The organism is Halomonas sp. SS10-MC5 (assembly GCF_015992245.1).
Taxonomy (GTDB): Bacteria; Pseudomonadota; Gammaproteobacteria; order Pseudomonadales; family Halomonadaceae; genus Halomonas; species Halomonas sulfidoxydans.
On the sequence record NZ_CP065435.1, the window covers coordinates 2,901,940 to 2,926,858 of the forward strand.

Consider the following 24,919-nt stretch of genomic DNA (forward strand, 5'->3'; position numbering starts at 1 on the left):
GCCGGGCGCGCCCCTCAGGCCGGATTGTCGATATCCACGAAGCGATGCTCGACACCGTACTCCCGCTCGAGCCAGCCCCCCAGCGCCTGGACTCCGTAGCGCTCGGTGGCATGGTGGCCCGCCGCCAGGTAGTGGATGCCGAGCTCCCGGGCCAGATGCGTGGTGCGCTCTGAGATCTCGCCCGAGATAAACGCCTCGGCACCGGCCTCCCAGGCCTGGACGATCATGTCCTGCGCCCCACCGGTGCACCACGCCACGCGGCGTACCGCTCCGCCACCGGGTGCCTCGACGAGCAGCGGCTCGCGCCCCAGACGCTCCCCCACATCACGCGCCAGGGCCGCAGGCGATGCGGCCTCGGGCAGGCTGCCGAGCCACACCAGCCCCTGGCCGAGCTCGCCGTCGGCACAACCTTCCACACGCCACCCGAGACGACGGCCGAGTTCGGCGTTGTTGCCGAGCTCGGCGTGGGCATCGAGCGGCAGGTGGTAGGCCAGCAGATTGATGTCGTGGAGCAACAGCGTGCGGATGCGTCGCTGCTTGATGCCGGTGATCGCCACCGGCTCGTTCTTCCAGAAGTAGCCGTGGTGGACGAGCAGCAGGTCCGCCCGCCACGCCACCGCCTCGTCGAGCAGCGCCTGGCAGGCGGTCACCCCACTCATCACGCGGCGCACCTCGTCTCGCCCCGCCACCTGCAGCCCATTGACGGTATAGTCCTTGAACGCGGTGACGTTCAGCAACGTATCGCAGGCCCGCACCAGCTCGGTTCGCAAAATCATCCCTGCCTCCCGGACAGCGCTTCGGTGTCGATGTTACAATCGGCCCCATTGTAACGACTGAGCGGGACACCATCGACTTCCCGCCGACCAGGAAGCGCCGCATGCGTCGTTCTCTCATTGCCTATGCCCTGCCCGTCCTCATCGGCGTGCTGCTGGCCATCGTCCTGCTGAACACCTTTCCGCAGCTACTGCGGGCCCCGTCGACCCCGGACACCTCCTCCCAACCCGCGCCGGACCCGGAGGTGACGGTGTCGCGCCCCTCCCCCGAGCTTCAGCAGGCCTCTCCCCTGGCGCGCCAGCAGGGGCCGGTCAGCTATTCGACCGCAGTCGAGAAGGCCGCACCGGCCGTGGTCAACATCTACTCGTCGCGGGTCGTGGCGCGCGAGGAGCATCCGCTGATGTCGGACCCGTTCTTCCGCCAGTTCTTCGCCGACGACCTGCCAACCCAGCAGCGCCTGCTGTCGAGCCTGGGCTCTGGGGTCATCGTCAGTGAGGACGGCTACGTGCTGACCAACCATCACGTCATCGATGGCGCCGACGAGATCCAGGTGGCCTTGCGTGACGGCAGGGAAACGCTGGCGGAGGTGATCGGCACCGACCCCGAGAGCGACCTGGCCGTGCTGCGCATCGACCTGGAGCAACTGCCGGTGATTCATCTCGCCGATACCGAGGACGTGGTGGTGGGCGACATTGCCATGGCCATCGGCAACCCCTTCGGCGTCGGCCAGACCGTCACCATGGGCATCATCAGCGCCACGGGGCGCAGCCACCTGGGGCTGAGTGCCTACGAGGATTTCATCCAGACCGACGCCGCCATCAACCCGGGCAACTCCGGCGGCGCCTTGATCAACGCCGAAGGCTCGCTGGTGGGAATCAACACCGCCATCTTCTCCCGCTCTGGCGGCTCCCAGGGGGTCGGCTTCGCCATCCCTACCCGCCTGGCGCGCACCATCCTGGAGGATCTGGTGACCCAGGGGCGCGTGATCCGCGGCTGGCTGGGCATCGAGGCGCAGGAGATGACCCAGGACCTGGCGGCCTCCTTCGGGTTGCAGGCGCCGCGCGGCGTGGTCATCTCCGCGGTGGTGCCGGACGGGCCCGCCGCCCGCGCCGGCCTGCGCCCGGGCGACGTGCTGCTGGAGGTCGACGGGCGCCCCATCCTCGATGCGCGTGCCGCGATGAGCGACATCGCCGCCATCGAGCCCGGGGCCACGCTTCCCTTGACGCTGGTGCGCAGCGGCGAGACCTTCACCGTCGACCTGGAGGTGGGCGAACGCCCGCTGCCGCCGAGCCGACGACCCGAACGCTGAGGAGCGGCGCCCCTCCTACTCCTTGATGCGGTACTCGGCGGAGCGGGCATGGGCCGTCAGCGACTCGCCGCGCGCCAGCACCGAGGCCACCCTGCCCAGCGCCGATGCTCCCGCTTCGGAGCAGTGGATGAGCGATGAGCGCTTCTGGAAGTCATAGACGCCCAGCGGCGAGGAGAAACGCGCCGTGCCGGAGGTCGGCAGCACGTGGTTGGGGCCGGCACAGTAGTCGCCCAGCGCTTCGGCCGTGTAGCGCCCCATGAAGATGGCCCCAGCATGGCGCACCTCCGGCAGCAGCGCGTGCGGATCGGCCAGGGAGAGCTCGAGGTGCTCAGGCGCGATGCGGTTGATCAGCGTCACTGCCTCGGCGCGATCCCGGCAGCGGATCAGGGCACCGCGTCGCGCCAGCGACTGGCGCACGATCGCCTCGCGCTCCAGCGTCGGCAGCAGACGGGCGATCGCCGCCTCGACCTCGGCCAGGTGGCGCGCGTCCCAGCTGACCAGCAGCGCCTGGGCGTCCTCGTCGTGCTCGGCCTGGGAGAACAGGTCCATGGCCAGCCACTCGGGATCGGTACCGCCGTCCGACACCACCAGGATCTCGGAGGGGCCGGCGATCATGTCGATGCCCACCTGGCCGAATACCGCGCGCTTGGCGGTCGCCACGTAGATGTTGCCGGGCCCGACGATCTTGTCGACCCGCGGCACGCTCTCGGTGCCGTAGGCCAGCGCTGCCACCGCCTGGGCGCCACCGATGGTGAAGACGTGATCCACCCCGGCGAGGTGGGCGGCGGCCAGCACCAGCTCGTTGAGCACCCCATCGGGCGTCGGCACCACCATGACGATCTCGCGCACGCCGGCCACGTGGGCAGGAATGGCGTTCATCAGCACCGAGGAGGGGTAGGCGGCCTTGCCGCCCGGCACGTAGATGCCGGCCCGGTCCAGCGGCGTGACCTGCTGGCCGAGCACACTGCCGTCCTCCTCGACGTAGGACCATGACGCCGGCTTCTGACGCTCGTGGTAGAGCCGAATGCGCTCGGCGGCCTGGGCCAGGGCGTCACGCTGTTCCGCGGGCAGACCGTGGAAGGCCTGCTCCAGCCGCGCCGCCCCCAGGGTGAGCTCGCTCATGGCGGTCACCTTCAGCCGGTCGAAGCGCCCCGTGTACTCGATCAGGGCGGCATCGCCGCGCTCACGAACCGCTGCGATGATCTCCGCGACACGCGCCTGAACCTCGGCGTCCGACACGCCCTCCCAGGCCAGCAGCGCCTCCAGGCGCGACTCGAAGTCGGCAGCCTCGGTCGACAGCCGGGAAATGTCGACGGTTTCGACGGGGGGTTCGCTCATCATCGCCTGCGCCTCCTGATGAATGGTTTCGTTGCGGGTACCGAATCGCATGGCTACCGAGCCGGCGCCTCGGCATGCGCTCGCCGACGCGCCACCGCCTCGGCGAGGCGTGCGATCAGCGGCTTGAGGCGTTCGTGCTTCATGGTCATCGCCGCCTTGTTGACCACCAGGCGGGTACTGATCGGCGCGATCAGCTCTCGCGGCGACATGCCGTTGGCGCGCAGGGTATTGCCGGTGTCGACGATGTCGACGATCTCGTCGGCCAGGTTCATCAGCGGCGCCAGCTCCATGGCCCCGTAGAGCTTGATCACTTCGGCCTGGATGCCCTGCTCGGCGTAGTAGCGCCGCGCCACGTTGACGAACTTGGTCGCCACCCGGCGCCGGGCCCGCGCCGCCGCGGCCCCGTCGATACCGGCGGTCATCAGCTTGCACTTGGCGATCTCGAGGTCCAGCGGCTCATAGAGCCCCTCGGCGCCGTGCTCGAGCAGCACGTCCTTGCCCGCCACGCCCAGGTCGGCGGCGCCCAGCTGTACGTAGGTCGGCACGTCGGTGGCGCGAATCACGACCAGCTTGACGTCGTCGAGGTTGGTATCGAAGAGCAGCTTGCGGCTCTTGCCCAGGTCCTCGGCCGGCACGATCCCGGCATCCGCCAGCAGCGGCAGGGTCTCGTCGAGGATGCGGCCCTTCGACAGGGCCAGAATCAGTTGCTTGCTCATGGTCTCGCCTATGGTCGGAAACCGCGGGCGCCGCCAGCCCGCTCAGCCGGGAATGCGACGAATCCGGGCGCCCAGCAGTTGCAGCTTTTCTTCAATGCACTCGTAGCCGCGGTCGATGTGATAGATGCGGTCGACCAGGGTCTCCCCCTCGGCCATCATCGCCGCGATGACCAGCGAGGCCGAAGCGCGCAGGTCGGTGGCCATGACCGGAGCACCGGAGAGCCGCTCGACCCCGGTGATCATGGCGGTATTGCCCTCCAGCGCCACCTGCGCTCCCATGCGATTCAGCTCCTGCACGTGCATGAAGCGATTCTCGAAAATCGTCTCGACCACATGGGAGGAGCCGTCCGCCACGGCGTTGAGGGCCACGAACTGGGCCTGCATGTCGGTGGGGAAGCCCGGGTAAGGCGCGGTGCGTATGTTGACCGGACGCGGGCGCCGCCCCTCCATGTCCAGCTCGATCCAGCCGTCGCCTACGGTGACCTTGGCACCGGCCTCCTCGAGCTTGGCCAGTACCGCCTCGAGAATGTCGGCGCGGGTATTGCGGACCCGCACGCGACCGCGCGACAGTGCGGCGGCCACCAGGAAGGTGCCGGTCTCGATGCGGTCGGGCATGACGTCGTGATAGGCGCCATGCAGCTGCTCGACGCCCTCGATGACGATGTTGTTGCTGCCGTGGCCGCGGATCTTCGCGCCCATCTTGATCAGGCACTCGGCCAGGTCCACCACCTCGGGCTCGCGGGCGGCGTTCTCCAGGATCGTGGTGCCTTCCGCCAGGGTCGCGGCCATCAGCAGGTTCTCGGTCCCAGTGACGGTGACGGTGTCGAAGAAGATGGTGGCGCCCTTGAGCCGACCGTCGACGCGGGCACGGATATAGCCACCCTCGACGCGTATCTCCGCGCCCATGGCCTCGAGCCCGCGGATATGGAGGTCCACCGGCCGCGAACCGATGGCGCAGCCGCCCGGGAGCGACACGTCGGCATGGCCGAAGTGTGCCAGCAGGGGCCCCAGCACCAGGATCGAGGCGCGCATCTTCTTGACCAGCTCGTAGGGGGCGTGGCAGTCCCGCACCTGGGAACCGTCGAGCTGGATGGTCATCTTCTCGCCCATCACCGGCTCCACGCCCATGCGACCCAGCAGCTCCAGCGTGGTGGTGATGTCCTGGAGATGCGGCAGGTTGCCGATGGTCACCGGCGCGTCGGCCAGCAGGGTGGCACACAGGATGGGCAATGCCGCGTTCTTGGCGCCGCTGGCCCAGACCTCGCCGTCGACGGGGCCGTTGCCGGTAATGATCAACTTGTCCATGAATGCTCGACCGTCAGGCGCCCTGGCCAGGTGAAGCCGCGTTCTCCGGCGCGCTAGCCCACTGCGCCGGGGTGTAGGTCTTGAGGCTGACGGCATGCACGGCACCCGAGGCAATCTCTTCGGCGAGAGCCCCATAGATCAGCTGCTGCCGCTTGACCGGCGACAGGCCGTCGAAGACATCGCCCACGGCAATGACCTGGAAGTTGCAGCCTTCGCCCTGGATATAGAAATCGCAGTCCTCGAGGCGCGCCTCGAGCAGCGCCTTGACGTCACTGGGTTGCATGAAAAACGGAACTCCTGTGGGACGAATGGAGCGGCCGCGGCCCCATGAAGGCCGCCGCCGGAAACCAGAATCCCTACATGGTAAAGAAAAGCATCGCACTTGGCGATGCCGGAACCGGGCCTGGCGGTGGGGATCAGGCCTCGCCGGCGAGCGGCAGCAGCGCGTCGAGCCCGGCCACCCGGGTCAGCCGCGCCAGCGGCGCCGAGAGTTTGACCTGGTCGATCTCGACACCGGCCGCGCGTGCCTGGCGCGCCCACTCGAGCAGCACGCTGAGCGCGGCACTGCTGACCTGCTCGACCCCGCCAAGGTCGAGCACCACGCGAGCCCCGGCGGCCTGGTCGGCGAGCCAGGCACGACCCGCCTCCGCCAGCGGCGCGGCAATCTCGAAGTCGACATCGCCGCTGACGGCCAGCCCCTGCGGGCCGGTTTCCAGCCGCACACCGCCACGCTCGAGCAGCCGGCTCATGAGCGGCCGCCTTCCTCGAGCTCCTCGGTGGCGATCTCCGGCGACCAGTTGGCGATCACCGCATCGTAGTCACGGCCGTGGTCGCGCATGGCCTGGTCGAACTGGTTGCGGAAAGTCAGCCCCAGGTTGATACCGTTGACGATGACGTTGACCACCTTCCACTGGCCATCGCTCAGGCGCAGCGTGTAGCTGACCGGATAGACCGTACCGTCCATGGCTACCACTTCCATGGCCACGGAAGCCTGGTCCTCGTGGCGCGACGCTCGCCGACTCTCCAGTACGCGCAGCTCACGATAATCGAAGGTCACCAGCCCCTTGGTATAGGTATCGATCAGGGTCTGGCGGAAGACGTCGACGAACTGCGAACGCTGCCGGGGAGAGGCGTTCTGGAAGTAGCGCCCCATCACGCTGGCGCCGATGTAGCGGAAGTCGGCGATGTCGTCGAGGCTGTCGTCGACCAGCGACTTGAGTTCGTTGATATTGCTGGCGTAGTACTCCTTGCGCCCATCGATCTGTCCCATCAGCCCGTCGATGCTGTCACGTATGACCTGCTCGGGATCGCGTTCCGGCGCCGCCACCGCCGACAGGCTGACCAGGACCAGGGTCAGGCCGGCTACCAGGCGGCGAAACGGGGCGAGGGATAGCGTCATCTGACTCATGGTTCGACCTCTAGTGAAACGGTGACAAGGGTGTGGCTCAGTCATTGACCATATTGGACACGAACTGCTGGATCAGTTCTTCCAACACCAGGGCGGACTGGGTATCGCGGATGGTATCGCCAGCGCTCAGCGTCTCGGGGTCCCCGCCGACCGTCAGCCCGACGTACTGCTCGCCCAGCAGGCCCGAGGTGAGGATGGCCGCCGTGGTGTCGCGCGGCAGGCGACCCTCCAGCTCGGCGTCGAGTTCGAGGACGACCCGGGCATCGTACCATTCGGTATCCAGCTCGACCGCGGTGACGCGCCCTACCGTGACGCCCGACATGGTGACGCGGGCACGCGGCTTGAGGCCGCCGATGTTGGCGAAGTTGGCCTCCAGGCGGAAGGTGTCGTCCGGCACCGTGAAGGTCAACCCGCTGACCCGCAGCCCCAGGACCAGCAACCCCAGTATGCCGGCCAGCATGAACAGCCCGACGCCCAGCTCCATTGTCTTGCTGCGCTTCATCCTGCCTCTCCAGTAAGCGATAGGTATTTACCGAGCATCAGGAAAACCCTCCGAACATCAGCGCGGTGAGCACGAAATCGAGCCCCAGCACCGCCAGCGAGGAGTAGACCACGGTGCGCGTGGTGGCACGCGAGATGCCCTCCGAGGTGGGTACCAGGTCGTACCCCTGGAACACCGCGATCCAGGTCACCACCAGGGCGAACACCAGACTCTTGACCATGCCGTTGCCGACGTCGGCGATGAAATCGACGCTGGCTTGCATGCTGCTCCAGTAGGAGCCCTCGAACACGCCCAGCCACTCGACGCCGACCAGATAGCCGCCGTAGATGCCAACCACGCTGAAGCCGACGGTGAGCATTGGCAGCGCCACGAAGCCTGCCCACAGACGCGGCGCCACCACCCGGCGCAGCGGATCGACGCCGATCATCTCCATGCTGGTGAGCTGCTCGGTGGCCTTCATCAGGCCGATCTCGGCGGTCAGCGCCGAGCCGGCACGCCCGGCAAACAGCAGCGCCGCCACTACCGGCGACAGCTCACGCAGCAGCGACAGCGCCACCATCTGCCCCAGCGCCTGCTCGGCGCCGAAGTCGACCAGGATGGTGTAGCCCTGTAGCGCCAGCACCATGCCGATGAACAGCCCCGACACCAGCACGATCGCCAGCGACAGCACGCCGACGAAGTGCATCTGCCGTAGCCACAGGTAGCAGCCTTCGCGGGACGGGATGCCGATGGAGGACTGGACGAGGAACAGCCCCGCCCTCCCCAGGGCCTCGAGCACGTCGCAGCCGCCGCGCCCGAGGCGCATGATGCGCCCGATGATCATGGCCGCCCCTCCAGGTTGAGGATGTCGCGGAAGTAGTCCGGCGCCGGATAGTGGAAGGGCACCGGGCCGTCCGGCTCGCCGTGCACGAACTGACTGACGCGCGGGTCGTCGTCGATGTCGAGACTCCCCGGCGTACCGTGCGCCATGACCCGCCCGTCGGCGATGACGTAGACATAGTCCGCAATCGACAGGGTCTCCTGAATATCGTGCGAAACCACGATGGAGGTCAGTCCGAGCGCCTCGTTGAGCTTCTTGATCAGCTGTACCAGCACGCCCTTGGAGATCGGGTCCTGGCCCACGAACGGCTCGTCGTAGAGCACCAGGTCAGGGTCGAGCGCAATCGCCCGGGCCAGCGCGACGCGCCGCGCCATGCCGCCCGACAGCTCCGCCGGCATCAGTTCGCGCGCCCCACGCAGCCCCACCGCCTGCAGCTTCATCAGCACCAGGTCGCGAATCATCGCCTGGGGCAGATCGGTATGCACACGCAGCGGGAAGGCCACGTTCTCGAACACGCTGAGGTCGGAGAACAGCGCGCCGCTCTGGAACAGCATGCCCATGCGCCGACGCAGGGTGAACAGCGCCTTGCGCGACAGCGCGTGCACGTCCTGACCGGCGATCAGGACTCTACCGGCGTCGGGAACCAGCTGCCCGCCGATCAGCTTGAGCAGCGTCGTCTTGCCCGTGCCGCTGGGGCCCATGATGGCCGTGATCCGGCCACGGGGGATCCGCAGCTCGACGCCGTCGAAGATGGTCTTTTCACCGCGCGAGAAACGCAGCCTCTCCACCTCCACGAAGGGGGAATCGATCATGCCGCAAGGTCCAGGAAAAATTATCGAACATCGTATCCTAACTGCTCTGCCCGACGCCAGCCCGAGCCACGGCGTCGCTTGCACCCGAACCGCTGAAGACGTCTAATGTGCGGCCTCACTTGCCACCCTGATCCGTTGCCATGCTGATCGCTTTCGTCGCCGTCGCCCTCGGCCTTGCCGGCCTCACCTGGAGCGCCGACCGTTTCGTCAATGCCGCGGCCGCCACGGCCAGCCGCACCGGCCTGAGCGCGATGCTCGTCGGCATGACCGTGGTGGCGCTGGGCACCTCGGCGCCCGAGATGGTGGTGGCGCTGTTCGCGGCTCTGGACGGCCTTCCCGACCTGGCCATCGGCAACGCGCTGGGCTCCAACATCGCCAACATCGGGCTGGTGCTGGGCGCGACGGCGCTGGCGCGCCCCGTCCCGGTGCCCTTCTCGCTGGTGCGTCGCGAGCTGCCCCTGTTGCTCGGCGCGACCGGGATCACCGGCTATGCGCTGGCCAACGGCGTGCTGGGACACTTCGATGGCTTGGTCCTGCTGCTGCTGATGGTCTTCAGCCTGTGGTGGCTGATTCGCGCCGATACGCCCGATGCCAACCCGGCCGGCGAGATACCCGACATGACGCTCAAGCGCGCACTCTCCTGGCTGGTCGTCACCCTGCTGCTGCTGTCACTGAGCTCCCGCGCCCTGGTGTGGGGGGCCAGCGAGCTGGCGCGCGGCCTCGGCATCAGCGAACTGGTGATCGGCCTGACCGTGGTCGCGGTGGGTACCAGCCTGCCGGAACTGGCTGCCTGCGTAGCCAGCGCACTCAAGCGCCACCACGACCTGGCCATCGGCAACGTGATCGGCTCCAACCTGTTCAATCTTCTCGCGGTGCTGCCGATTCCGGCGCTCATCGCCCCCGGCGCCCCCCACCCGGACGCCGCGGGACGCGACTATCGCGTCATGCTGCTGCTGACGCTGGCCCTGGCCATCCTGCTGCTGTGGCAGCGCCAGGGCCGGCTCGGCCGCCTCGTCGGCGGTGCCTTCCTGACCACTTACGCCGCCTACCTGGTCTGGCTCGGCGTCAGCGGCGGGGCCACTTGAGTGAAACCTCCCATCGGGCAACAATCATCGCCATGAGCTCAGACGATTCCACCGCACCCCCCGACAGCGCCGCCCCGGGCATCACGCCGCTGAGGGAGAGCGCTCGACGCACCCTCAGGATCGAGGAGCAAGCCATCGCGGCACTCCTCGAGCGGCTCGACAGCCACTTCGACCGCGCCTGCGAGCTGATGCTCGCCTGCCAGGGCCGCGTGGTGGTGACCGGCATGGGCAAGTCGGGCCATGTCGCCGGCAAGATCGCCGCCACACTTGCCAGCACCGGCACGCCGTCGTTCTTCGTGCACCCCGGCGAGGCCAGCCACGGCGACCTCGGCATGATCACCCCAGGCGACGTGGTGCTGGCCTTGTCGAACTCCGGCGAGACCGCCGAGGTCACCGCACTGCTGCCGCTGCTCAAGCGCATCGGCACGCCGCTGATCAGCATGACCGGGCGCCCCGACTCGACGCTGGCCCGCCACGCCGACGCCCACCTCGATGCCGGCGTCGAACGCGAGGCCTGCCCCCTCGACTTGGCGCCAACGGCTTCGACCACCGCCGCGCTGGCGCTGGGCGATGCGCTGGCCGTGGCCCTGCTCGAGGCGCGCGGCTTCACCGCCGAGGACTTCGCCCTCTCGCACCCCGGCGGCAGTCTTGGCAAGCGGCTGCTGCTGCGCGTCAGCGACCTGATGCACCAGGGCGAGCGACTGCCGAGCGTGCCGCTGGGCAGCCCCTTGCGCGACGCCCTGCTCGAGATCACCCGGCAGGGGCTCGGCTTCACCTGCGTCGTCGATGAGCACAATCGGCTGATCGGTGTCTATACCGACGGCGACCTGCGCCGCACGCTCGACCAGTATCAGGACCTTAGCCAGCTGACGGTGGACGATGTCATGACCCGGCCCGGCAAGCGCATCGCCCCCGACGTGCTGGCGGCCGAAGCGGTACGCATGATGGAAGACAACCTGATAACGGCGCTGGCCGTCGTCGACGAAGCGGGCCACCCGATCGGTGCCCTGCACATGCACGATCTGCTGCGAAGCGGCGTGATCTGACCTCATCCCGACCAAGGAAAGCCCATGGCTCTGGCCACCTCCACTCTCGATCCGCATCTTGTCGACCGCCTGCGCAAGGTTCGCCTGCTGGCGCTGGACGTGGACGGCGTACTCACCGACGGCCGCCTCTATTTCCAGGCCGACGGCGTCGAAATCAAGGCATTTCACACCCAGGACGGCCTGGGCCTCAAGCTGCTGCGGCGGGCCGGCCTGCAGGTAGCCTTCCTGACCGGACGCGAATCGCCCATGGTCAGCCACCGCGCCGCCGCCCTGGGTATCGATCACGTCTACCAGAGCTGCGAGGACAAGCTCGCCACCCTGCGCGAGCTGTGCACGCGGCGGGGCATCGAGCTCGAACAGGTGGCCTACTGCGGCGACGACCTACCCGACCTGGCCGCCATCCAGCGTGCCGGCATCGGCATCACCGTCCCCAACACCCCGCCCTACATCCGCGACGTGGCCGACTACGTCACCGAACGCAGCGGGGGACACGGCGCGGTGCGCGAGATCTGCGACCTGCTGCTCGAGGCCCAAGGGCATCGCGACGCGCTGGTCGATACCTACCTCCACGGCAAGCGCTGAGGCCGAGCGAACATGCTGCGTCGGTTGCCACGCCCCTCGTTTCGTGTCTGGCTGTTCCTGCTGCTGGTGATCCTCGGCGGCCTGATCGCCTGGCTGGATCCCTGGCAGGCCCCGGCCCCCGGCCCGGTCCCCACCGACGAGGCCGGCGAACCCGACTATTACCTGGAGCAGGCGCAGCTGACCCGCTTCGACGCCACCGGTCTGGCGCATCAGCGCCTGGAGAGCCCGCGACTCGTCCACACCCCCCATGACGACGTCACCCGTGCCGTCACGCCCCTGGCCCATCTGATCGACCGCGACAACCGGCGCTGGGAGGCGAGCGGTGAGGAAGGCCGTCTCGGCCCGGGCGGCAATCCGCTGACGCTCTCGGGCGACGCCCGGCTGTTCGCGCCCGAGGAGCGCTGGCAGCTCGACACCGAGACCCTGCACTTCGACGCCAACGTGGGTCATGCCTGGAGCGACACGCCCGCCCTGCTGCAGCAACCCCCCCAGCACATGCGCGGCGAGCGCTTCGACGCCTGGATTCATGACAATCGGGCACGTTTGACCGACAATGTGCGCGGCCACCATGTCCCGGAAGGCACCCAGTCGGGACAAGCCGACGCCGTCAACCTAGAGGATTTCACGCCATGAAGCGATGCAGGCTCCCGACCCTCCGCAGGCCATTCACCCTGGCACTGGCCAGCGTGACGCTGATCGGCCTGGCGAGTATCGGGCCGGCCATGGCGCAGCAGCGCGACGCCGAGCAGCCCATCGAGGTCGAGGCCGACCGGCTCGACCTCGACGATCGCGCCGGCACCGCGGTCTACACCGGCGATGTCGACATTCGCCAGGGCAGCATGCGACTCACCGGCGACCGCGTCGAGTTTCAGCGCAATGCGGCCGGCGAACTCTCGCGCGCCACGGCCCGCGGCGAGCGCGCCTACATCGAGCAGCAGCCCGACCCCGAGCAACCCGTGGTTCGCGGCTGGGGGCGTACCATTGTCTACCATGTCGCCGAGCGCCGTGTGGAACTGATCGACCGCGCCGAGCTGCACCAGGGCGGCGACACCTTCGACGGCGGCTACCTCGAGTACTTCCTCGACCGCCGCGTGGTGCAGGCACGCTCCCAGAGCGAGGGCGTCGAAGGCAGCCAGCGCATTCGCATGACCCTGCAGCCGGAGCGCTGACATGTCGATGAAGACCCTGCACGCCCGCCACCTGGCCAAGAGCTACAAGCGTCGCCGCGTGGTCCACGACATCAGCCTCACCATCGAGCAGGGCCGCGTGGTCGGCCTGCTCGGGCCCAACGGGGCCGGCAAGACCACGTCGTTCTACATGATCGTCGGTCTGGTCAAGGCCGATGCCGGTGAAGTGCACATCGACGACCGGGACCTCTCGCACAGCGCCATGCACGAACGGGCTCGGGCGGGTATCGGCTACCTGCCCCAGGAGGCATCGATCTTTCGCAAGCTGTCGGTAGCCGACAACATCATGGCCATCCTCGAGACGCGCCGGGATCTCGACCGCCGCGGGCGACAGGAGAGGCTCGAGCAGCTGCTGGAAGATTTCCACGTCACCCACATCCGCGACAACCTGGGCATGAGCCTGTCCGGCGGCGAACGGCGCCGCGTCGAGATCGCCCGGGCGCTGGCCACCGAACCGGCCTTCATCCTGCTCGATGAACCCTTCGCCGGGGTCGACCCGATCTCGGTGGGCGAGATCAAGGGCATCATCCGCCAGCTCAAGGCGCGCGACATCGGGGTGTTGATCACCGACCACAACGTCCGTGAAACCCTCGACATCTGCGACTCGGCCTACATCGTCGGCGACGGCCAGATCATTGCCGATGGAAACGCCGAGGCCATTCTGGCCAACAAGCGGGTGCGAGAGGTCTATCTCGGCGAGGACTTTCGCCTGTAGCGCACTCCACTGCATTATGCAAGCACCTGGGACGCATTAAAACATTCTAATCAGGGATAAAAACTTTCACTGGCATGCATATTGCAGCCATTTCTCTTGCAAGTCATGGGCTACCCGTCTAGGGTAGAGCTTTTCCGGCAGATGAGCGCCTTACCCTCATGGCCATGAAAGCGTCCCTGCAATTACGTGTCGGCACTCAGCTGACCATGACCCCCCAGCTGCAACAGGCCATAGCCCTGCTGCAGCTCTCGACCCTCGACCTACGCCAGGAGATCCAGCAGGCGCTGGAATCCAACCCCATGCTGGAACTCGACGACGGCTTCGGCGAACAGGCCGTCAGCGAAACCCCGAGCGACGACTGGGCCAGCGAGATACCCAGCGAACTCTCCACCGACAGCGACTGGACGGACACCTACCCCGACCACGGCACGGGCTCCGGCTCAGGCGCCGCCACCGGCGAGGGGCCGGACTTCGAGCGCCAAGCCTCGGCGCAGACCCTCGCCGGCCATCTGATCTGGCAGCTGGCGATGACCGACCTGAACGACCGCCAGCGCCTCATCGCCGAGAGCCTGATCGACGCCGTGGACGCCGCCGGCTACCTGGCCCACCCCCTGGAGGAAATACGCGACGGCCTGCGCCGTCAGGGCCTGGAGGGGTTGCCCACCCGGGAGGTCGAGCAGGTCCTGCTGCGATTGCAGCAGTTCGAGCCCACCGGCGTGTTCGCCCGCGACCTGCGCGAGTGCCTGATGCTGCAGCTGGCGGCGCTGCCCGATGATACCCCACTGCTGCCCCAGACCCGCCGTCTCGTGCGCCAGTTCCTCGAGGCGCTGGCTGCCGACGACCGCCGCCTGCTCAAGCGTCGCCTGGGTCTCGACGACGAGTCGCTGGACCAGGTCATCGCCCTGGTTCGCTCGCTGGATCCCCGCCCCGGCAGCGACTTTGCCGAGGTCGGCAGCAGCTACGTCACCCCGGACCTCGTCGCCTATCACGACGAATCGGGCTGGCGCGTGGAACTCAACGCCGAGGCCCTGCCGCGCCTGCGCATCCAGCCCGACTACGTCGCCCTGGTGCGGCGTGCGGACAAGAGCCAGGACAACCAGTTCCTCAAGGATCACCTGCAGGAGGCCCGCTGGCTGATAAAGAGCCTGGCCAGCCGCAACGACACGCTTCTGCGGGTGGGACGGGAGATCATGGCGCGCCAGATCGAGTTTCTCGAGCAGGGCGAGGAAGGCATGAAGCCGCTGGTGCTGGCCGACATCGCCCAGGCCGTCGAGATGCACGAATCGACCATCTCGCGGGTGACGACGCAGAAGTTCATCCATACTCCGCGAGGCGTCTTCGAGCTGAAGTACTTCTTCTCCAGCCATGTCGGCGGAAGCGGCGACGGGGACGTCCACTCCAGCACCGCGATCCGTGCCCGCATCCGCAAGCTCATCGCCGACGAGCCGCCCCGCAAGCCGCTCTCCGACAGCCGCCTGGTGGATCTGCTGGCCGAGGATGGCATCCAGGTCGCCCGCCGCACGGTGGCCAAGTATCGCGAAGCCTTGGGCATCCCCTCATCGAGCGAGCGCAAGCGTTTTCGTTGACCCCGCGACGTGATGTTGACCCCGGGCAATCCCGCCGCCCGAGGGGGTATGCAGGGCAGGAAAAAGGGTTACAATCGAGCTACCACCCGAAGGACGAAGGAGCTTGTCATGCAAGTCAACATCACCGGCCATCATGTTGAGCTGACCGATTCACTGCGTGACTACGTGAGCGAGAAGCTGAACCGCGTCCAGCGACATTACGACAACATCACCAACGTGCAGGTCACGCTCTCGATCGAGAAGGAGCGCCAGCAGGCCGCCTGCACGCTGCATGCCGCCGGCGCCGATCTGCATGCCGAAGCTTCCGATCAGGACATGTACGCCGCCATCGATGCGCTGACCGACAAGCTCGATCGTCAACTGGTCAAACACAAGGAAAAGGCCCAGGCTCGCGCCCAGGGCGCCGGCGTTCGCTGAGTTGCCATGACACTGGAAACCATCCTGCCCCCGGAACGCGCTCTGTTCGACGTTCCGGGAGGCAGCAAGAAGAGGGTGCTGGAGTTCTTCAGCACCTTCATCGCGCAGAACACCCCGAGCCTCGACAGCCAGGAGGTCTTCGGTAGACTGGTCGGGCGCGAGCGGCTGGGCAGCACCGGTATCGGCAACGGCGTGGCCATTCCTCATGCCCGCAGCCCCCACTGCCACAGCCCCGTGGCCGCCTTTCTCAAGCTGGCCGAACCCATCGACTTCGACGCCATCGACGGCGAGCCGGTCGACCTGGTGTTCGTGCTGCTGGTGCCCGAAGAGGCCGACGATACGCACCTGTCGCTGCTGAGCCAAGTAGCCAGCGTCATGAACGACGCCGAGACGCGCGCCCGGCTGCGCAAGTGCACGAGCCAGCGTGAACTCCACGAGCGTCTCGTCGAAGCGATACGACGACAGTCCTCGGCCTGACCGCTTCCCTCGCCGTACGGCCAGCCCCTGATCAGGAGATTCCTCATGCAGCTTGTGATCATCAGCGGCCGTTCCGGCTCCGGCAAGTCGATCGCACTGCAGGCGCTCGAGGACATCGGTTACTACGCCATCGACAACCTTCCGGCGATGCTGCTCGGCTCGCTGGTGGATGAGCTACGCAGCTCGCCCACGATCCAGACCTCCATCGCCGTCAGCATCGATGCGCGCAACCTCCCCCACGCCCTGGAGCGCTTCCCGCGCCTGCTGGAGGAGCTGCGCAACAAGCAGGTCGACTGCCAGGTCATCTACCTGACCACCGATGCCCGCATTCTCCTCGAACGCTACTCCGCGACCCGACGGCGTCACCCCCTGACCCGCGGCCGGGACATGACCCTGAACGAGGCCATCGAGTCGGAAGACGCCACGCTGAGCGACATTCGCAACCTGGCGGACCTGATCATCGACACCTCGCGGCTGTCGGTGCATGACCTGCGCGGGCGTATCACCGAACAGGTGGCCAGCCATCGCGCCGACCAGTTGACCCTGACGGTGGAGTCGTTCGGCTTCAAGGGCGGCGTACCGCTCGATGCCGATATCGTCTTCGACGCGCGCTGCCTGCCCAACCCCTACTGGGACCCGCGATTGCGCTCGGCCACCGGCAGGGAGCCCTGCATCGTGGAGTTCCTCGAACAGTATCCTCTGGTCCAGCAGATGCTCGACGACATCATCGCCTGGGTCGAGCGCTGGCTACCGGCCTACCGCGATACCCACCGCAGCTACCTGACCGTCGCCATCGGCTGCACCGGCGGCCAGCACCGTTCGGTGTACCTGGCGGAGCGCCTCGCCAAGCACCTGGCCCGGCAGCAGCCGGACGTGCGCCTGCGTCACCGGGAGCTCGGCATCCACACCCCGGTCACCGCCACCCGGGATGTGACCGTAGAGACCTCCGAACGCAAGGAAACCTGAGTGTGCCCTGCCGCAAGCTGACCCTGACCAACAAACGCGGCCTCCATGCCCGCGCTGCCACCAAGCTGGTCCAGTGCTGCCAGCCCTTCAGCGCGCGCGTGCTCGTCAACCGCGGGCCGCAGCAGGCCGATGCCAGCAATATCATGGCGCTGCTGATGCTGGGGGCTCCCTGCGGCACCGAACTCGAGGTCAGCGCCGAGGGCGAAGATGCCGAAGCGGCGCTGGAAGCGATCGAGGCCCTCTTCGAGGCCCGCTTCGAAGAGGATACCTAGAGGAATGGCTGCGCTCGTCCATGCGGCGTTGAAGCCTGCTCGTCGGGCTTCGCCTGGCCTGGCCATCGCTCGCTCATGGCGCCGGCCAGGCGGCAAGGGATAGGAAGCTCATCCCATTCAGCTACCGGCCACGGTCATCTCGTCGATCAGCCAGCTGCCGGTATGGATGCTGCCGCGAGTGTCGATGTCATTGCCCACGGCCAGCAGCCCCTTGTACATTGCCTCGAGGTTGCCGGCGATGGTGAACTCCTCCACCGGATGTCGGATCTCACCGTTCTCCACCCAGAAGCCGGCCGCCCCACGCGAATAGTCGCCGGTCACGCCGTTGACCCCCTGCCCCATCAGTTCGGTGACTAGCACGCCCCGACCCATGCGGGCGAGCAGCGCCTCGCGCGACTCGAGCGGTGCGGCGATGCGCAGGTTGCGTGCGCCGCCGGCGTTGCCGGTGGTCTGCATGCCAAGACGCCGCGCGCTGTAGGCCGACAGCATGTAGCTGGCCAGGCGGCCCTCCTCGACGAAGACGTTGTCGCGGGTCTGCACGCCGTCGTTGTCGAACGGCGAGCTGGCCATGGCGCCACGCTCCATGGGTCGCTCCCCCAGGCTGAACCAGTCGGGAAACAGCGGCTCGCCCAGCCGGTCGCACAGGAAAGACGCCTGGCGAAAGAGCGCACCGCCGGCGATGGCACTCATCAGGTGGCCGACGAGGCCGCTGGCGACGCTGGCATCGAACAGCACCGGCAGGCGCCCGGTCACGGGGCGCTGTGCGCCCAGGCGGCGCAGGGTGCGCTCGGCCGCGCGCTTGCCCACCTCCTCTGCGGCCAGCAGGTCGCGGGGGTTGCGCGCACTGGTGTAGTCATAGTCGCGCTGCATGCCGCCCGCGTCCTCGGCGATCAACATGCACGAGAGCGAATGGCGGCTACCACGCTGACTGCCGAGGAAGCCATGACTGTTGGCATAGACCCGCACTCCCTCGCCGCTGGAGAGCGAGGCGCCTTCGGATTGACGGATACCGGGTTCGCCGCGCCCGGCCGCTTCACAGGCCAGTGCCAGCTCGATGGCCTGCTCGGTGGAGAGCGGCCAGGGATGGTGCACGTCGAGATCCGGCAGGTCGGTCGCCATCAGTTCAGGGTCGGCCAGCCCGGCCGCGGGGTCTTCCCCGGTGTAGAGCGCGATGGCCATGGCCTTTTCCACGACCTCGCGGATCGAGGCGTCACCGGCATCGGTGGAGGAGGCGCTGCCCTTGTGCCCGCGCAGGTAGACCGTCACGGCAACCCCCTGGTCGCGAGAGAGTTCGACGGACTCCACCTCCCCTTCACGTACGCTGATGCCGACGCCCTGATCGACACTGGCCCCCACCTCACAGGCATCGGCCCCCAGATGCCGAGCCAGGGACAACGCCTGCTCGGCACGGGACTCCAGCAGCGCCTGCTGGGCGGCGGCATCGAAAGCCTTGCTCATGTGTCTCTCTCCCTCATTCACCGGCCGTGCCGGTCTCCGTACGCGTCTGTTCCCGCCGTAGCACGACGGACTGATATACTGCTGTCATCGAACCTATTCATCTCTCGATGGCCAGGCTAGCGCTGACCCTCTCACTACTTGGATGCGGCATGACCCAGGATATTCCCTCTTCCTCCGATGAAAGACCCAGCAAGTCCCAGCTCAAGCGCGAGATGCATGCCCTGCAGGCGCTGGGCGAGCAAATCATCGCCATGAGTCCCGCCGAACGCGCCCGCTTCCCGCTCTCCGAGGACATGCTGGCAGCGGTCGAGGAAACCGCGCGCATCCGCTCCCACGAGGGGCGCCGGCGCCACATGCAGTACGTCGGCAAGCTGATGCGGCGCGAGGACCTCGAGGCGATACAGGCCGTGTTCGACGAGATCGAGCAGGAGGCCCGCCGGCGCGATCTGGCCTTCCACCGCCTCGAGAAGTGGCGCGACCGCCTGATCGACGAGGGCGACGGCGCCGTCGAGGCGTTCATCGAGGAGCATCCCGACGTCGACCGTCAGGCGCTGCGCCAGCTGATCCGCAACGCCAAGAGCGAGCGCGAACGGGGCAAGCCCCCCGCCAATGCACGCAAACTGTTCCGGCTGATCCGCGATACGGCCGGTTTGTAAAAGCGCAGGCCCAGGACACAGTCTGCGACCGACCGCCTGGCTTCACGGGGTCGCGGCGGCAGGCTTCCGAGGAGGCGCTGTAACCCCTTCCCTGGGCGCTACCTACGCCATCCATGGCGTAGGACCTCCCCTCCAGCCTGCCCCCTGCGCCCCCCTCGCCGCCGCTATAGGCACAGTTACGAGACTCTTGCTTCACTCAGGAGGCAGTTCCGCCTACCGTAAGCTCATCCAGCTTCAGCGTCGGCTGGCCGACGCCCACCGGCACGCCCTGCCCCTCCTTGCCGCAGACGCCAATCCCGGTGTCGAGCTCCAGGTCGTGGCCGATCATCGACACCCGCCCCATCGCCTCCGGCCCGTTGCCGATCAGCGTCGCGCCCTTCACCGGCACGGTGATCCTGCCGTCCTCGATCAGGTAGGCCTCGCTGGCCGAGAACACGAACTTGCCCGAGGTGATGTCCACCTGGCCGCCGCCGAAGCTGACCGCATAGATGCCCCGCTTGACGCTGGCGAGAATGTCGGCCGGATCGTCCTGGCCGGCCAGCATGTAGGTATTGGTCATGCGCGGCATCGGCATGTGGGCGAACGACTCGCGCCGGGCGTTGCCGGTGGGCCGCATGCCCATCAGCCGGGCGTTGAGCTTGTCCTGCATGTAGCCGGTGAGGATGCCGTCCTCGATCAGCGGGGTGTACTGCCCCGGCGTGCCCTCGTCGTCCACGCTCATGGAGCCGCGGCGATCGGCCAGGGTGGCATCGTCCACCACCGTCACGCCCCGCGCGGCAACACGCTGCCCCATGCGCCCGGCGAACGCGGAGCTGCCCTTGCGGTTGAAGTCACCCTCCAGGCCGTGGCCCACCGCCTCGTGCAGCAGGATCCCCGGCCAGCCGGGGCCGAGCACCACCGGCATCTGGCCGGCCGGGGCGTCGACCGCCTCCAGGTTGACCAGCGCCTGGCGCACAGCCTCCCTGGCGAAGCGCTCGGCCACGTTGTCATCGCGCAGCCGCGACATGGCATAGCGCCCGCCGCCACCGGCACTGCCACGCTCACGCCTGCCGTTTCTGACCGCAATGACGCTGACGTTGAAGCGCACCAGCGGCCGAATGTCCGCCGCCAAGGTGCCGTCGCTGGCGCGTACCAGCACGACCTCGTGCACGCCGGTCAGGGATGCGCTGACCTGGCTGATCGCCGGATCGGCGGCCCGCGCCACGCGGTCGGCCTGCTTGAGCAGGGCGATCTTCTCCTCGGCCGAGAGGCCCGCCAAGGGATCGATCGAGGCATAGCGCGGCGCGGCCTGGCTCACGACCCGCGAGCCGGCCGGCAGGGTCGCGCCGCTGCGCACGATGCCCGACGCCGTCCGCCCGGTCTCGGCCAAGGCGTCGGCGGTGATCTGGTTGGAGTAGGCGAAGCCCGTCTTCTCTCCCGCCATGGCGCGCACGCCGACTCCGCCGTCGATGTTGTAGCCGGCCTCCTTGACCTCGCCGTCCTCGAGGACCCAGCTCTCATGCCAGCTCCGCTGGAAGTACAGGTCGGCATAGTCGACGCCGGCCGTCAGCACATGGCCGAGGCCGGCATCGAGCGCATCGATATCCAGCCCGCCGGGGTGCAGCAGGATCTCGGCGGCGGTATCGAGCATGAACGGGGAAGATGTCGTCATTCGGCGGTTTCCAGTGTGATATCCGGCGAGATCCAAGGACCCCGCACGCGATAGTGAATTCGGGTGACCCGGTCGATGGCTCTGCCGAAGAGCCGGTCGGCGATGAACAGCGCGCCGCCCACCACCGGCGCCCCGGCAATCACCGCGGCCAGCGGCAGGCTACTGCTGACGGGCACCGTGACCCCCAGGCGCTGATCCAGCTCCCGCCGGAAGAGATCGACGGTGCCGTCCAGGGTGAAGGAGGTCGCCGGGCCGTCTATCGTCACCGGGCCATTGGTCTCCAGCACGCCTTCATACAGGGTAGCAGCCCCGCTCACTCGATCGAAAGCCGTGCCCTGGCCGGTGACGTCGGAAAAATCCATGCGCAGCCGGCGCAGCAGGTTGTCGACGTTGAGCAGACCCACCAGCCGTGCCGTGGGTGACTCGAGGTAGGCGAAACGGCCGTCGCGCAGCTCGACCTCGACGCTGCCGCGTGAGCGCGCCAGGGCGAACTGCCAGGGGGCACCCGGCCAGGCCAGCTGACTGCGCACCCGGGTCTCGTTGCTGCGGATCGAGACCGGCTGGCCGAGGCTCTCCAGCGCCGTGCCCAGGTCGCGCCCGTCGAGATCGATCCGCGAGCGGGTCAGGCTGTCGCCGGCGCCGGCCGACTCCCAAACAAGCTCCCCCCGCGCCGAGACCTGGCCCAGGGTCAGCCCCAGCGGTGCCACCCGCAGCCGCTGCGGCCCGCCCTCCCAGCGAGCGGTCAGCGGGCCGATACGCCGCCCCTGGTAGAGGATGTCGGCGATCCGCAGGCGGCCATCGGGCAGCTCGGTGAGCCAGCCGGGCAGAGGCGCCGGGTCGGGCGGCACGTCGAGCTCCTCGAGCAGGTTGCCGGCGTCCTCCACCCGGGCCGACAGCAGGTCGTCGAGGGTCAGGTGCTCGAGCGCGATATCCAACGGCGCGGAGAGGGAAGGCCGATAATCGAGGATGCCCTCGAGCAGGTCGCCCTGCAGCCCGACGCGCCAGCCGCCGCCGACTTGCGGACGCGCCTCGGCGCTCATGACGCCAAGGCAGGTGTCCGGCCCAGCGAGACAGGCGGTTTCCACCCGCAGCAGACGCAGTGGCGAGGCCCCCTCCCTCGCGGTCGCGCGCCCGCCCGATAGCAGCGGCGCCAGTGCCTCGCCCCACTCAACCGGGTCGAGCCGTGACTGGTAGAGAGTCCCGGTCCAGCCCTCCTGTTCGGGCCACTCGGGAGACTCCGGCAGCCGTCCCATCCAGAACTGCCCCTGGCCCAGCTCCGACCACGGCACGCCTCGCCAGCGCAGGCGCGTATCGCCGCCCAGCTCGGCCTCCACCCGCTGCTGGTCGAGGTCGGCCTGCACCCACAGCGGGCGCGTCTCGCCCGCCGTCTTGCCCAGCGGCGCCGGCAGGTCGATGGCGACCCCCTCCAGGCTGCTGTCGAAACGAAAGCTGTTGCGCGCTTCGCCGAGCGAGAACCGGCCACGCCAGGGCAGGCGCCCCGAGACCCTGGCCGTGAGGTCGCCGATCTCGTAGCGCTGCAGCACGCTGGCGATCTCGGCGGAGCCGTTGAGGTCGGCATGACCGGCAAGGGTGTCGATCTCGGCCTGGGCCGGACCACCCCACAGGCGTGCCTCCAACTGGCCCACGAGCCCGCCCTCCTCGTCTTGCTGACGCCAGGCAAGGGGGCCGTGAACGTCCTCGAAAGGCACGTCCAGCGGCAGGTAGTCGAGTCGCTCCAGGGCCACCTCGGTGTCGAGATCGAGACGAAACCCCTCCTCGTCGCCGAGCCTCGTGGCCAGCTCGATCCGACCGGTGGCCCGCCCTTCGCCGCGCCAGTCGTCCACCTGCTGCTGCATGCCGTCGACGGGTACGGCACGCAGGTAGCGGTGCAGGGCGTCGCCGTCGGCCGTCAGGTCGCCGCTCACCCTCAGCACCTCGTCCTCGAGGAAGACCCGTCCGTTGCCCGCCTCGACGCCCAGGCTCACGGCATGGTCCACCTCGGCCTCGAGGGTGCCGATACCCGCCGTGAGCCGCCCCTCGAGGGACTCGATCGCCGGCCACTCGGGATCGAACGCCAGGCGCCCCTCCTCGATCTCGAGGTCGAGCTGCAGGCGCGGCTCGAGGCCGCTGCCGCCACGCCGCAGCGGCAGGTGCAGCTTGAGCTCGCCCGACGGCACGCGCCCGGCCACCCCCGCGGAGAGCCAGGTATGCAGTTCCTCCCCCAGCACATCGCCGGGCAGCCATTCCTCCAGCGGCCGCTCCAGGGCATCGGCATCTCGAAAGCGCAGATCGAGCCCCAGGCCCCCGTGCACATCGCCGCCGAGCGCCAGGCCGAAGCTCCCCTCCACCTCGGCCCCCTGCCAGCCCGCCTCGAGCCGGCGCCCGCTGACGAAGGTGCGCGGCCCCTCGTAGGTCCAGCGCACCTCGCCGCTGGCATGGGAGAGCGCCATCGGTGCCTGGTAGAGCTGCGGCACCTTGAACGTCGGCTCACCCACGCCGACGAACTCGACGTGCCCCGAAAGATCCCGCGCCTCGACCCAGGCATCGAGCGGGCCACCGCCCGGCACCTCATCCCAGGGCTCCACTTCGACCTGGTGCACGGCGGCCTGGGCGACCCAATGGCCGTTACGCCGCCCGACTCCGAGCCCCGCCACCAGGCCGCGAGGATCCAGGGCGTCGATGGTGCGCACCAGCCCCTCGGGCAGCAGAATGCGCTCGCGCCAGGCAGCCAGCGAAGCCAGCTCGAAGCGGCTGGTGGTCAGCCACCAGCCCTCGGCGTCACTGCGCACATGCCAGAAATGCGGCAGGGCCGGCTCGTGCTCGAGCTCGAGCTCGCGCGGTTCGGCCCAGTCGGCAGCGGCAGCATCGCCCTGCAGCCAGGCTTGCCAACCCTCGTCGTTGCGCAGCCACTGGCCGCGCGCCTTGAACGGTTCCAGCACGATCGGCTCGTCGTTGCGACGCAGCGCCAGCCGGGGCACGTCGATGTCGACGCGTGCATCGGCCAGCTCACCGCGGTGCCAGCGCCCCCACAGGGTGACGTCGCCGCTGGCGTCCTCCAGCCGCAGGGGATCGTCGGGAGTGAATACCTCGACCAGGTCGATCAGCGTGCCGAGCTTCATCCTGGCCTGAAGGGCCGCGCTGAAATCGCGAAAACCGGTAGGTCCCGGGAAGACCTCCAGCGCGGCCTGCAGCGTGGCCTCCTCCTGCCCCTCGAGGTGCACCTCGCCCTCCAGATGCGCTCGGCGCTCGTCACCGGTGAGCAGCAGCCGCGGCGCCAGCATCTCGACCCGGCGCTCGCGGCCGTGCAGTACCAGCCGCACGTTGTCCACCCAGGCTCGCTGGCGCAGCAGTAGCCCGACCCAGGCGTCGAGCTGTTCGAGGTGGAATTCACCTTCCAGCAGTTCGGGGGGGATCTGGGCCGGGTCCGGCCAGTGCCACCCGCCCTGCTCGTCCTGGTAGAGATGCAGCGTCATCCCGCTCATGCGGGCATCGGCGACCACCGGCACGCCGTTGCGCAGGCTCGCCGAAGTATCGAGCCGCAGGCGTGCATGCTCGACCTCCAGCAGCGGCAGGCCGGCACTCCCGGCCCGGGTGCTGAGCGACAGCCCGCGCCCCTCGATCACCGGGTCGAGCCGGGCCAGCCTTGCATCGAACTCACGCAACTGAACCGCCGCACCCGTGCGCGCCGCGAGCAACCGCTCGACGCGTGGCGCCACCTGGTCGGCCTGGGACAGGACGAGCCGCAGTGCCACCACGAGCACGGCGACAAGCGTCAGCACCACGGCCAGCAGGGTGAGGGCCCAGCGTCCTATCCGGCGTGAAGGAGGCATCGGACCC

Annotated in this window: 26 protein-coding genes; 13 read left to right on the plus strand and 13 right to left on the minus strand. The window is 68.4% G+C overall.

The window, feature by feature from the left end:
- Positions 1-14 precede the first annotated feature (14 nt).
- Positions 15-776 carry a Nif3-like dinuclear metal center hexameric protein gene (locus tag I4484_RS13525; RefSeq protein ID WP_197447794.1) on the minus strand — a complete coding sequence of 254 codons (762 nt, stop codon included), beginning with the start codon at positions 774-776 and terminating at the stop codon, positions 15-17.
- A gap of 101 nt (positions 777-877) precedes the next feature.
- On the opposite strand from I4484_RS13525, the gene I4484_RS13530 reads away from it, so the two are divergent.
- Positions 878-2,083, plus strand: coding sequence for a Do family serine endopeptidase (locus I4484_RS13530; protein ID WP_197447795.1), 1,206 nt, complete (start codon positions 878-880; stop codon positions 2,081-2,083).
- 15 nt (positions 2,084-2,098) lie between these two features.
- Here the strand turns inward: I4484_RS13530 and hisD are convergent, their stop codons facing one another.
- The 9 genes from hisD to I4484_RS13575 form a co-directional block, all read right to left on the minus strand.
- Positions 2,099-3,421 carry a histidinol dehydrogenase gene (gene hisD / locus I4484_RS13535; protein ID WP_197447796.1) on the minus strand — a complete coding sequence of 441 codons (1,323 nt, stop codon included), beginning with the start codon at positions 3,419-3,421 and terminating at the stop codon, positions 2,099-2,101.
- A 53-nt stretch (positions 3,422-3,474) separates the two neighbouring features.
- Complete coding sequence (gene hisG, locus I4484_RS13540) at positions 3,475-4,137, minus strand: ATP phosphoribosyltransferase (protein WP_197447797.1); 663 nt, start codon at positions 4,135-4,137, stop codon at positions 3,475-3,477.
- 42 nt (positions 4,138-4,179) lie between these two features.
- Positions 4,180-5,442 carry a UDP-N-acetylglucosamine 1-carboxyvinyltransferase gene (gene murA / locus I4484_RS13545; protein ID WP_197447798.1) on the minus strand — a complete coding sequence of 421 codons (1,263 nt, stop codon included), beginning with the start codon at positions 5,440-5,442 and terminating at the stop codon, positions 4,180-4,182.
- Positions 5,443-5,455: 13 nt separating this feature from the next.
- Positions 5,456-5,725 (minus strand): BolA family protein, encoded by a 270-nt coding sequence (locus I4484_RS13550; RefSeq protein WP_197447799.1) that lies wholly within the window; start codon positions 5,723-5,725, stop codon positions 5,456-5,458.
- 133 nt (positions 5,726-5,858) lie between these two features.
- The gene (locus tag I4484_RS13555) at positions 5,859-6,191 is read right to left on the minus strand and encodes a lipid asymmetry maintenance protein MlaB (protein WP_197447800.1); all 333 of its coding nucleotides are present in this window, start codon (positions 6,189-6,191) and stop codon (positions 5,859-5,861) included.
- The gene (locus I4484_RS13560) at positions 6,188-6,850 is read right to left on the minus strand and encodes a phospholipid-binding protein MlaC (protein WP_197447801.1); all 663 of its coding nucleotides are present in this window, start codon (positions 6,848-6,850) and stop codon (positions 6,188-6,190) included. Before I4484_RS13560 ends, I4484_RS13555 begins: the two co-directional genes overlap by 4 nt.
- Positions 6,851-6,887: 37 nt before the next feature.
- Positions 6,888-7,352, minus strand: coding sequence for an outer membrane lipid asymmetry maintenance protein MlaD (gene mlaD, locus I4484_RS13565; RefSeq protein WP_197447802.1), 465 nt, complete (start codon positions 7,350-7,352; stop codon positions 6,888-6,890).
- 37 nt (positions 7,353-7,389) lie between these two features.
- Positions 7,390-8,175, minus strand: coding sequence for a lipid asymmetry maintenance ABC transporter permease subunit MlaE (gene mlaE, locus I4484_RS13570; RefSeq protein WP_197447803.1), 786 nt, complete (start codon positions 8,173-8,175; stop codon positions 7,390-7,392).
- Positions 8,172-8,984, minus strand: coding sequence for an ABC transporter ATP-binding protein (locus tag I4484_RS13575; protein ID WP_197447804.1), 813 nt, complete (start codon positions 8,982-8,984; stop codon positions 8,172-8,174). The genes mlaE and I4484_RS13575 overlap by 4 nt, the downstream gene beginning before the upstream one ends.
- 140 nt (positions 8,985-9,124) lie before the next feature.
- Between I4484_RS13575 and I4484_RS13580 the strand changes: the two genes are divergently transcribed.
- The 11 genes from I4484_RS13580 (at position 9,125) to I4484_RS13630 (ending at position 17,317) form a co-directional block, all read left to right on the plus strand.
- On the plus strand, positions 9,125-10,069 hold the full coding sequence (locus I4484_RS13580) for a calcium/sodium antiporter (RefSeq protein ID WP_197447805.1): 945 nt from the start codon (positions 9,125-9,127) through the stop codon (positions 10,067-10,069).
- 32 nt (positions 10,070-10,101) lie between these two features.
- Positions 10,102-11,115 (plus strand): KpsF/GutQ family sugar-phosphate isomerase, encoded by a 1,014-nt coding sequence (locus I4484_RS13585; protein WP_234283456.1) that lies wholly within the window; start codon positions 10,102-10,104, stop codon positions 11,113-11,115.
- A 24-nt stretch (positions 11,116-11,139) separates the two neighbouring features.
- Positions 11,140-11,697, plus strand: a complete 558-nt coding sequence (locus I4484_RS13590; protein WP_197447806.1) for an HAD family hydrolase — start codon at positions 11,140-11,142, stop codon at positions 11,695-11,697.
- 12 nt (positions 11,698-11,709) lie between these two features.
- Positions 11,710-12,330 (plus strand): LPS export ABC transporter periplasmic protein LptC, encoded by a 621-nt coding sequence (lptC, locus tag I4484_RS13595; protein WP_197447807.1) that lies wholly within the window; start codon positions 11,710-11,712, stop codon positions 12,328-12,330.
- Positions 12,327-12,866, plus strand: a complete 540-nt coding sequence (lptA, locus tag I4484_RS13600) for a lipopolysaccharide transport periplasmic protein LptA (RefSeq protein ID WP_197447808.1) — start codon at positions 12,327-12,329, stop codon at positions 12,864-12,866. Before lptC ends, lptA begins: the two co-directional genes overlap by 4 nt.
- A gap of 7 nt (positions 12,867-12,873) precedes the next feature.
- Positions 12,874-13,599: an LPS export ABC transporter ATP-binding protein gene (gene lptB / locus I4484_RS13605; RefSeq protein WP_197451046.1), complete on the plus strand. Its 726-nt coding sequence runs from the start codon at positions 12,874-12,876 to the stop codon at positions 13,597-13,599.
- Positions 13,600-13,757: 158 nt separating this feature from the next.
- Positions 13,758-15,185, plus strand: coding sequence for an RNA polymerase factor sigma-54 (locus tag I4484_RS13610; RefSeq protein ID WP_197447809.1), 1,428 nt, complete (start codon positions 13,758-13,760; stop codon positions 15,183-15,185).
- Between the two features lie 108 nt (positions 15,186-15,293).
- Complete coding sequence (gene raiA, locus I4484_RS13615; RefSeq protein ID WP_197447810.1) at positions 15,294-15,602, plus strand: ribosome-associated translation inhibitor RaiA; 309 nt, start codon at positions 15,294-15,296, stop codon at positions 15,600-15,602.
- Positions 15,603-15,608: 6 nt separating this feature from the next.
- On the plus strand, positions 15,609-16,079 hold the full coding sequence (gene ptsN / locus I4484_RS13620; protein WP_197447811.1) for a PTS IIA-like nitrogen regulatory protein PtsN: 471 nt from the start codon (positions 15,609-15,611) through the stop codon (positions 16,077-16,079).
- Between the two features lie 45 nt (positions 16,080-16,124).
- Complete coding sequence (rapZ, locus tag I4484_RS13625; protein WP_197447812.1) at positions 16,125-17,045, plus strand: RNase adapter RapZ; 921 nt, start codon at positions 16,125-16,127, stop codon at positions 17,043-17,045.
- A 2-nt stretch (positions 17,046-17,047) separates the two neighbouring features.
- Positions 17,048-17,317, plus strand: a complete 270-nt coding sequence (locus I4484_RS13630; protein WP_197447813.1) for an HPr family phosphocarrier protein — start codon at positions 17,048-17,050, stop codon at positions 17,315-17,317.
- A gap of 117 nt (positions 17,318-17,434) precedes the next feature.
- On the opposite strand, the gene pmbA is transcribed toward I4484_RS13630, so the two are convergent.
- A complete protein-coding gene (gene pmbA / locus I4484_RS13635; protein WP_197447814.1) occupies positions 17,435-18,775 on the minus strand; it encodes a metalloprotease PmbA in 1,341 nt (446 codons plus the stop codon).
- Positions 18,776-18,924: 149 nt separating this feature from the next.
- On the opposite strand from pmbA, the gene yjgA reads away from it, so the two are divergent.
- Entirely contained in the window at positions 18,925-19,431 is a 507-nt protein-coding gene (yjgA, locus tag I4484_RS13640) for a ribosome biogenesis factor YjgA (protein WP_197447815.1), read from the plus strand.
- 196 nt (positions 19,432-19,627) lie between these two features.
- Here yjgA and tldD read toward each other — a convergent pair whose 3' ends face one another.
- Together tldD and I4484_RS13650 are read right to left on the minus strand one after the other, a co-directional pair.
- Positions 19,628-21,082, minus strand: coding sequence for a metalloprotease TldD (gene tldD, locus I4484_RS13645; protein WP_197447816.1), 1,455 nt, complete (start codon positions 21,080-21,082; stop codon positions 19,628-19,630).
- Positions 21,079-24,912, minus strand: a complete 3,834-nt coding sequence (locus I4484_RS13650; protein ID WP_197447817.1) for a YhdP family protein — start codon at positions 24,910-24,912, stop codon at positions 21,079-21,081. Before I4484_RS13650 ends, tldD begins: the two co-directional genes overlap by 4 nt.
- Positions 24,913-24,919 lie beyond the last annotated feature (7 nt).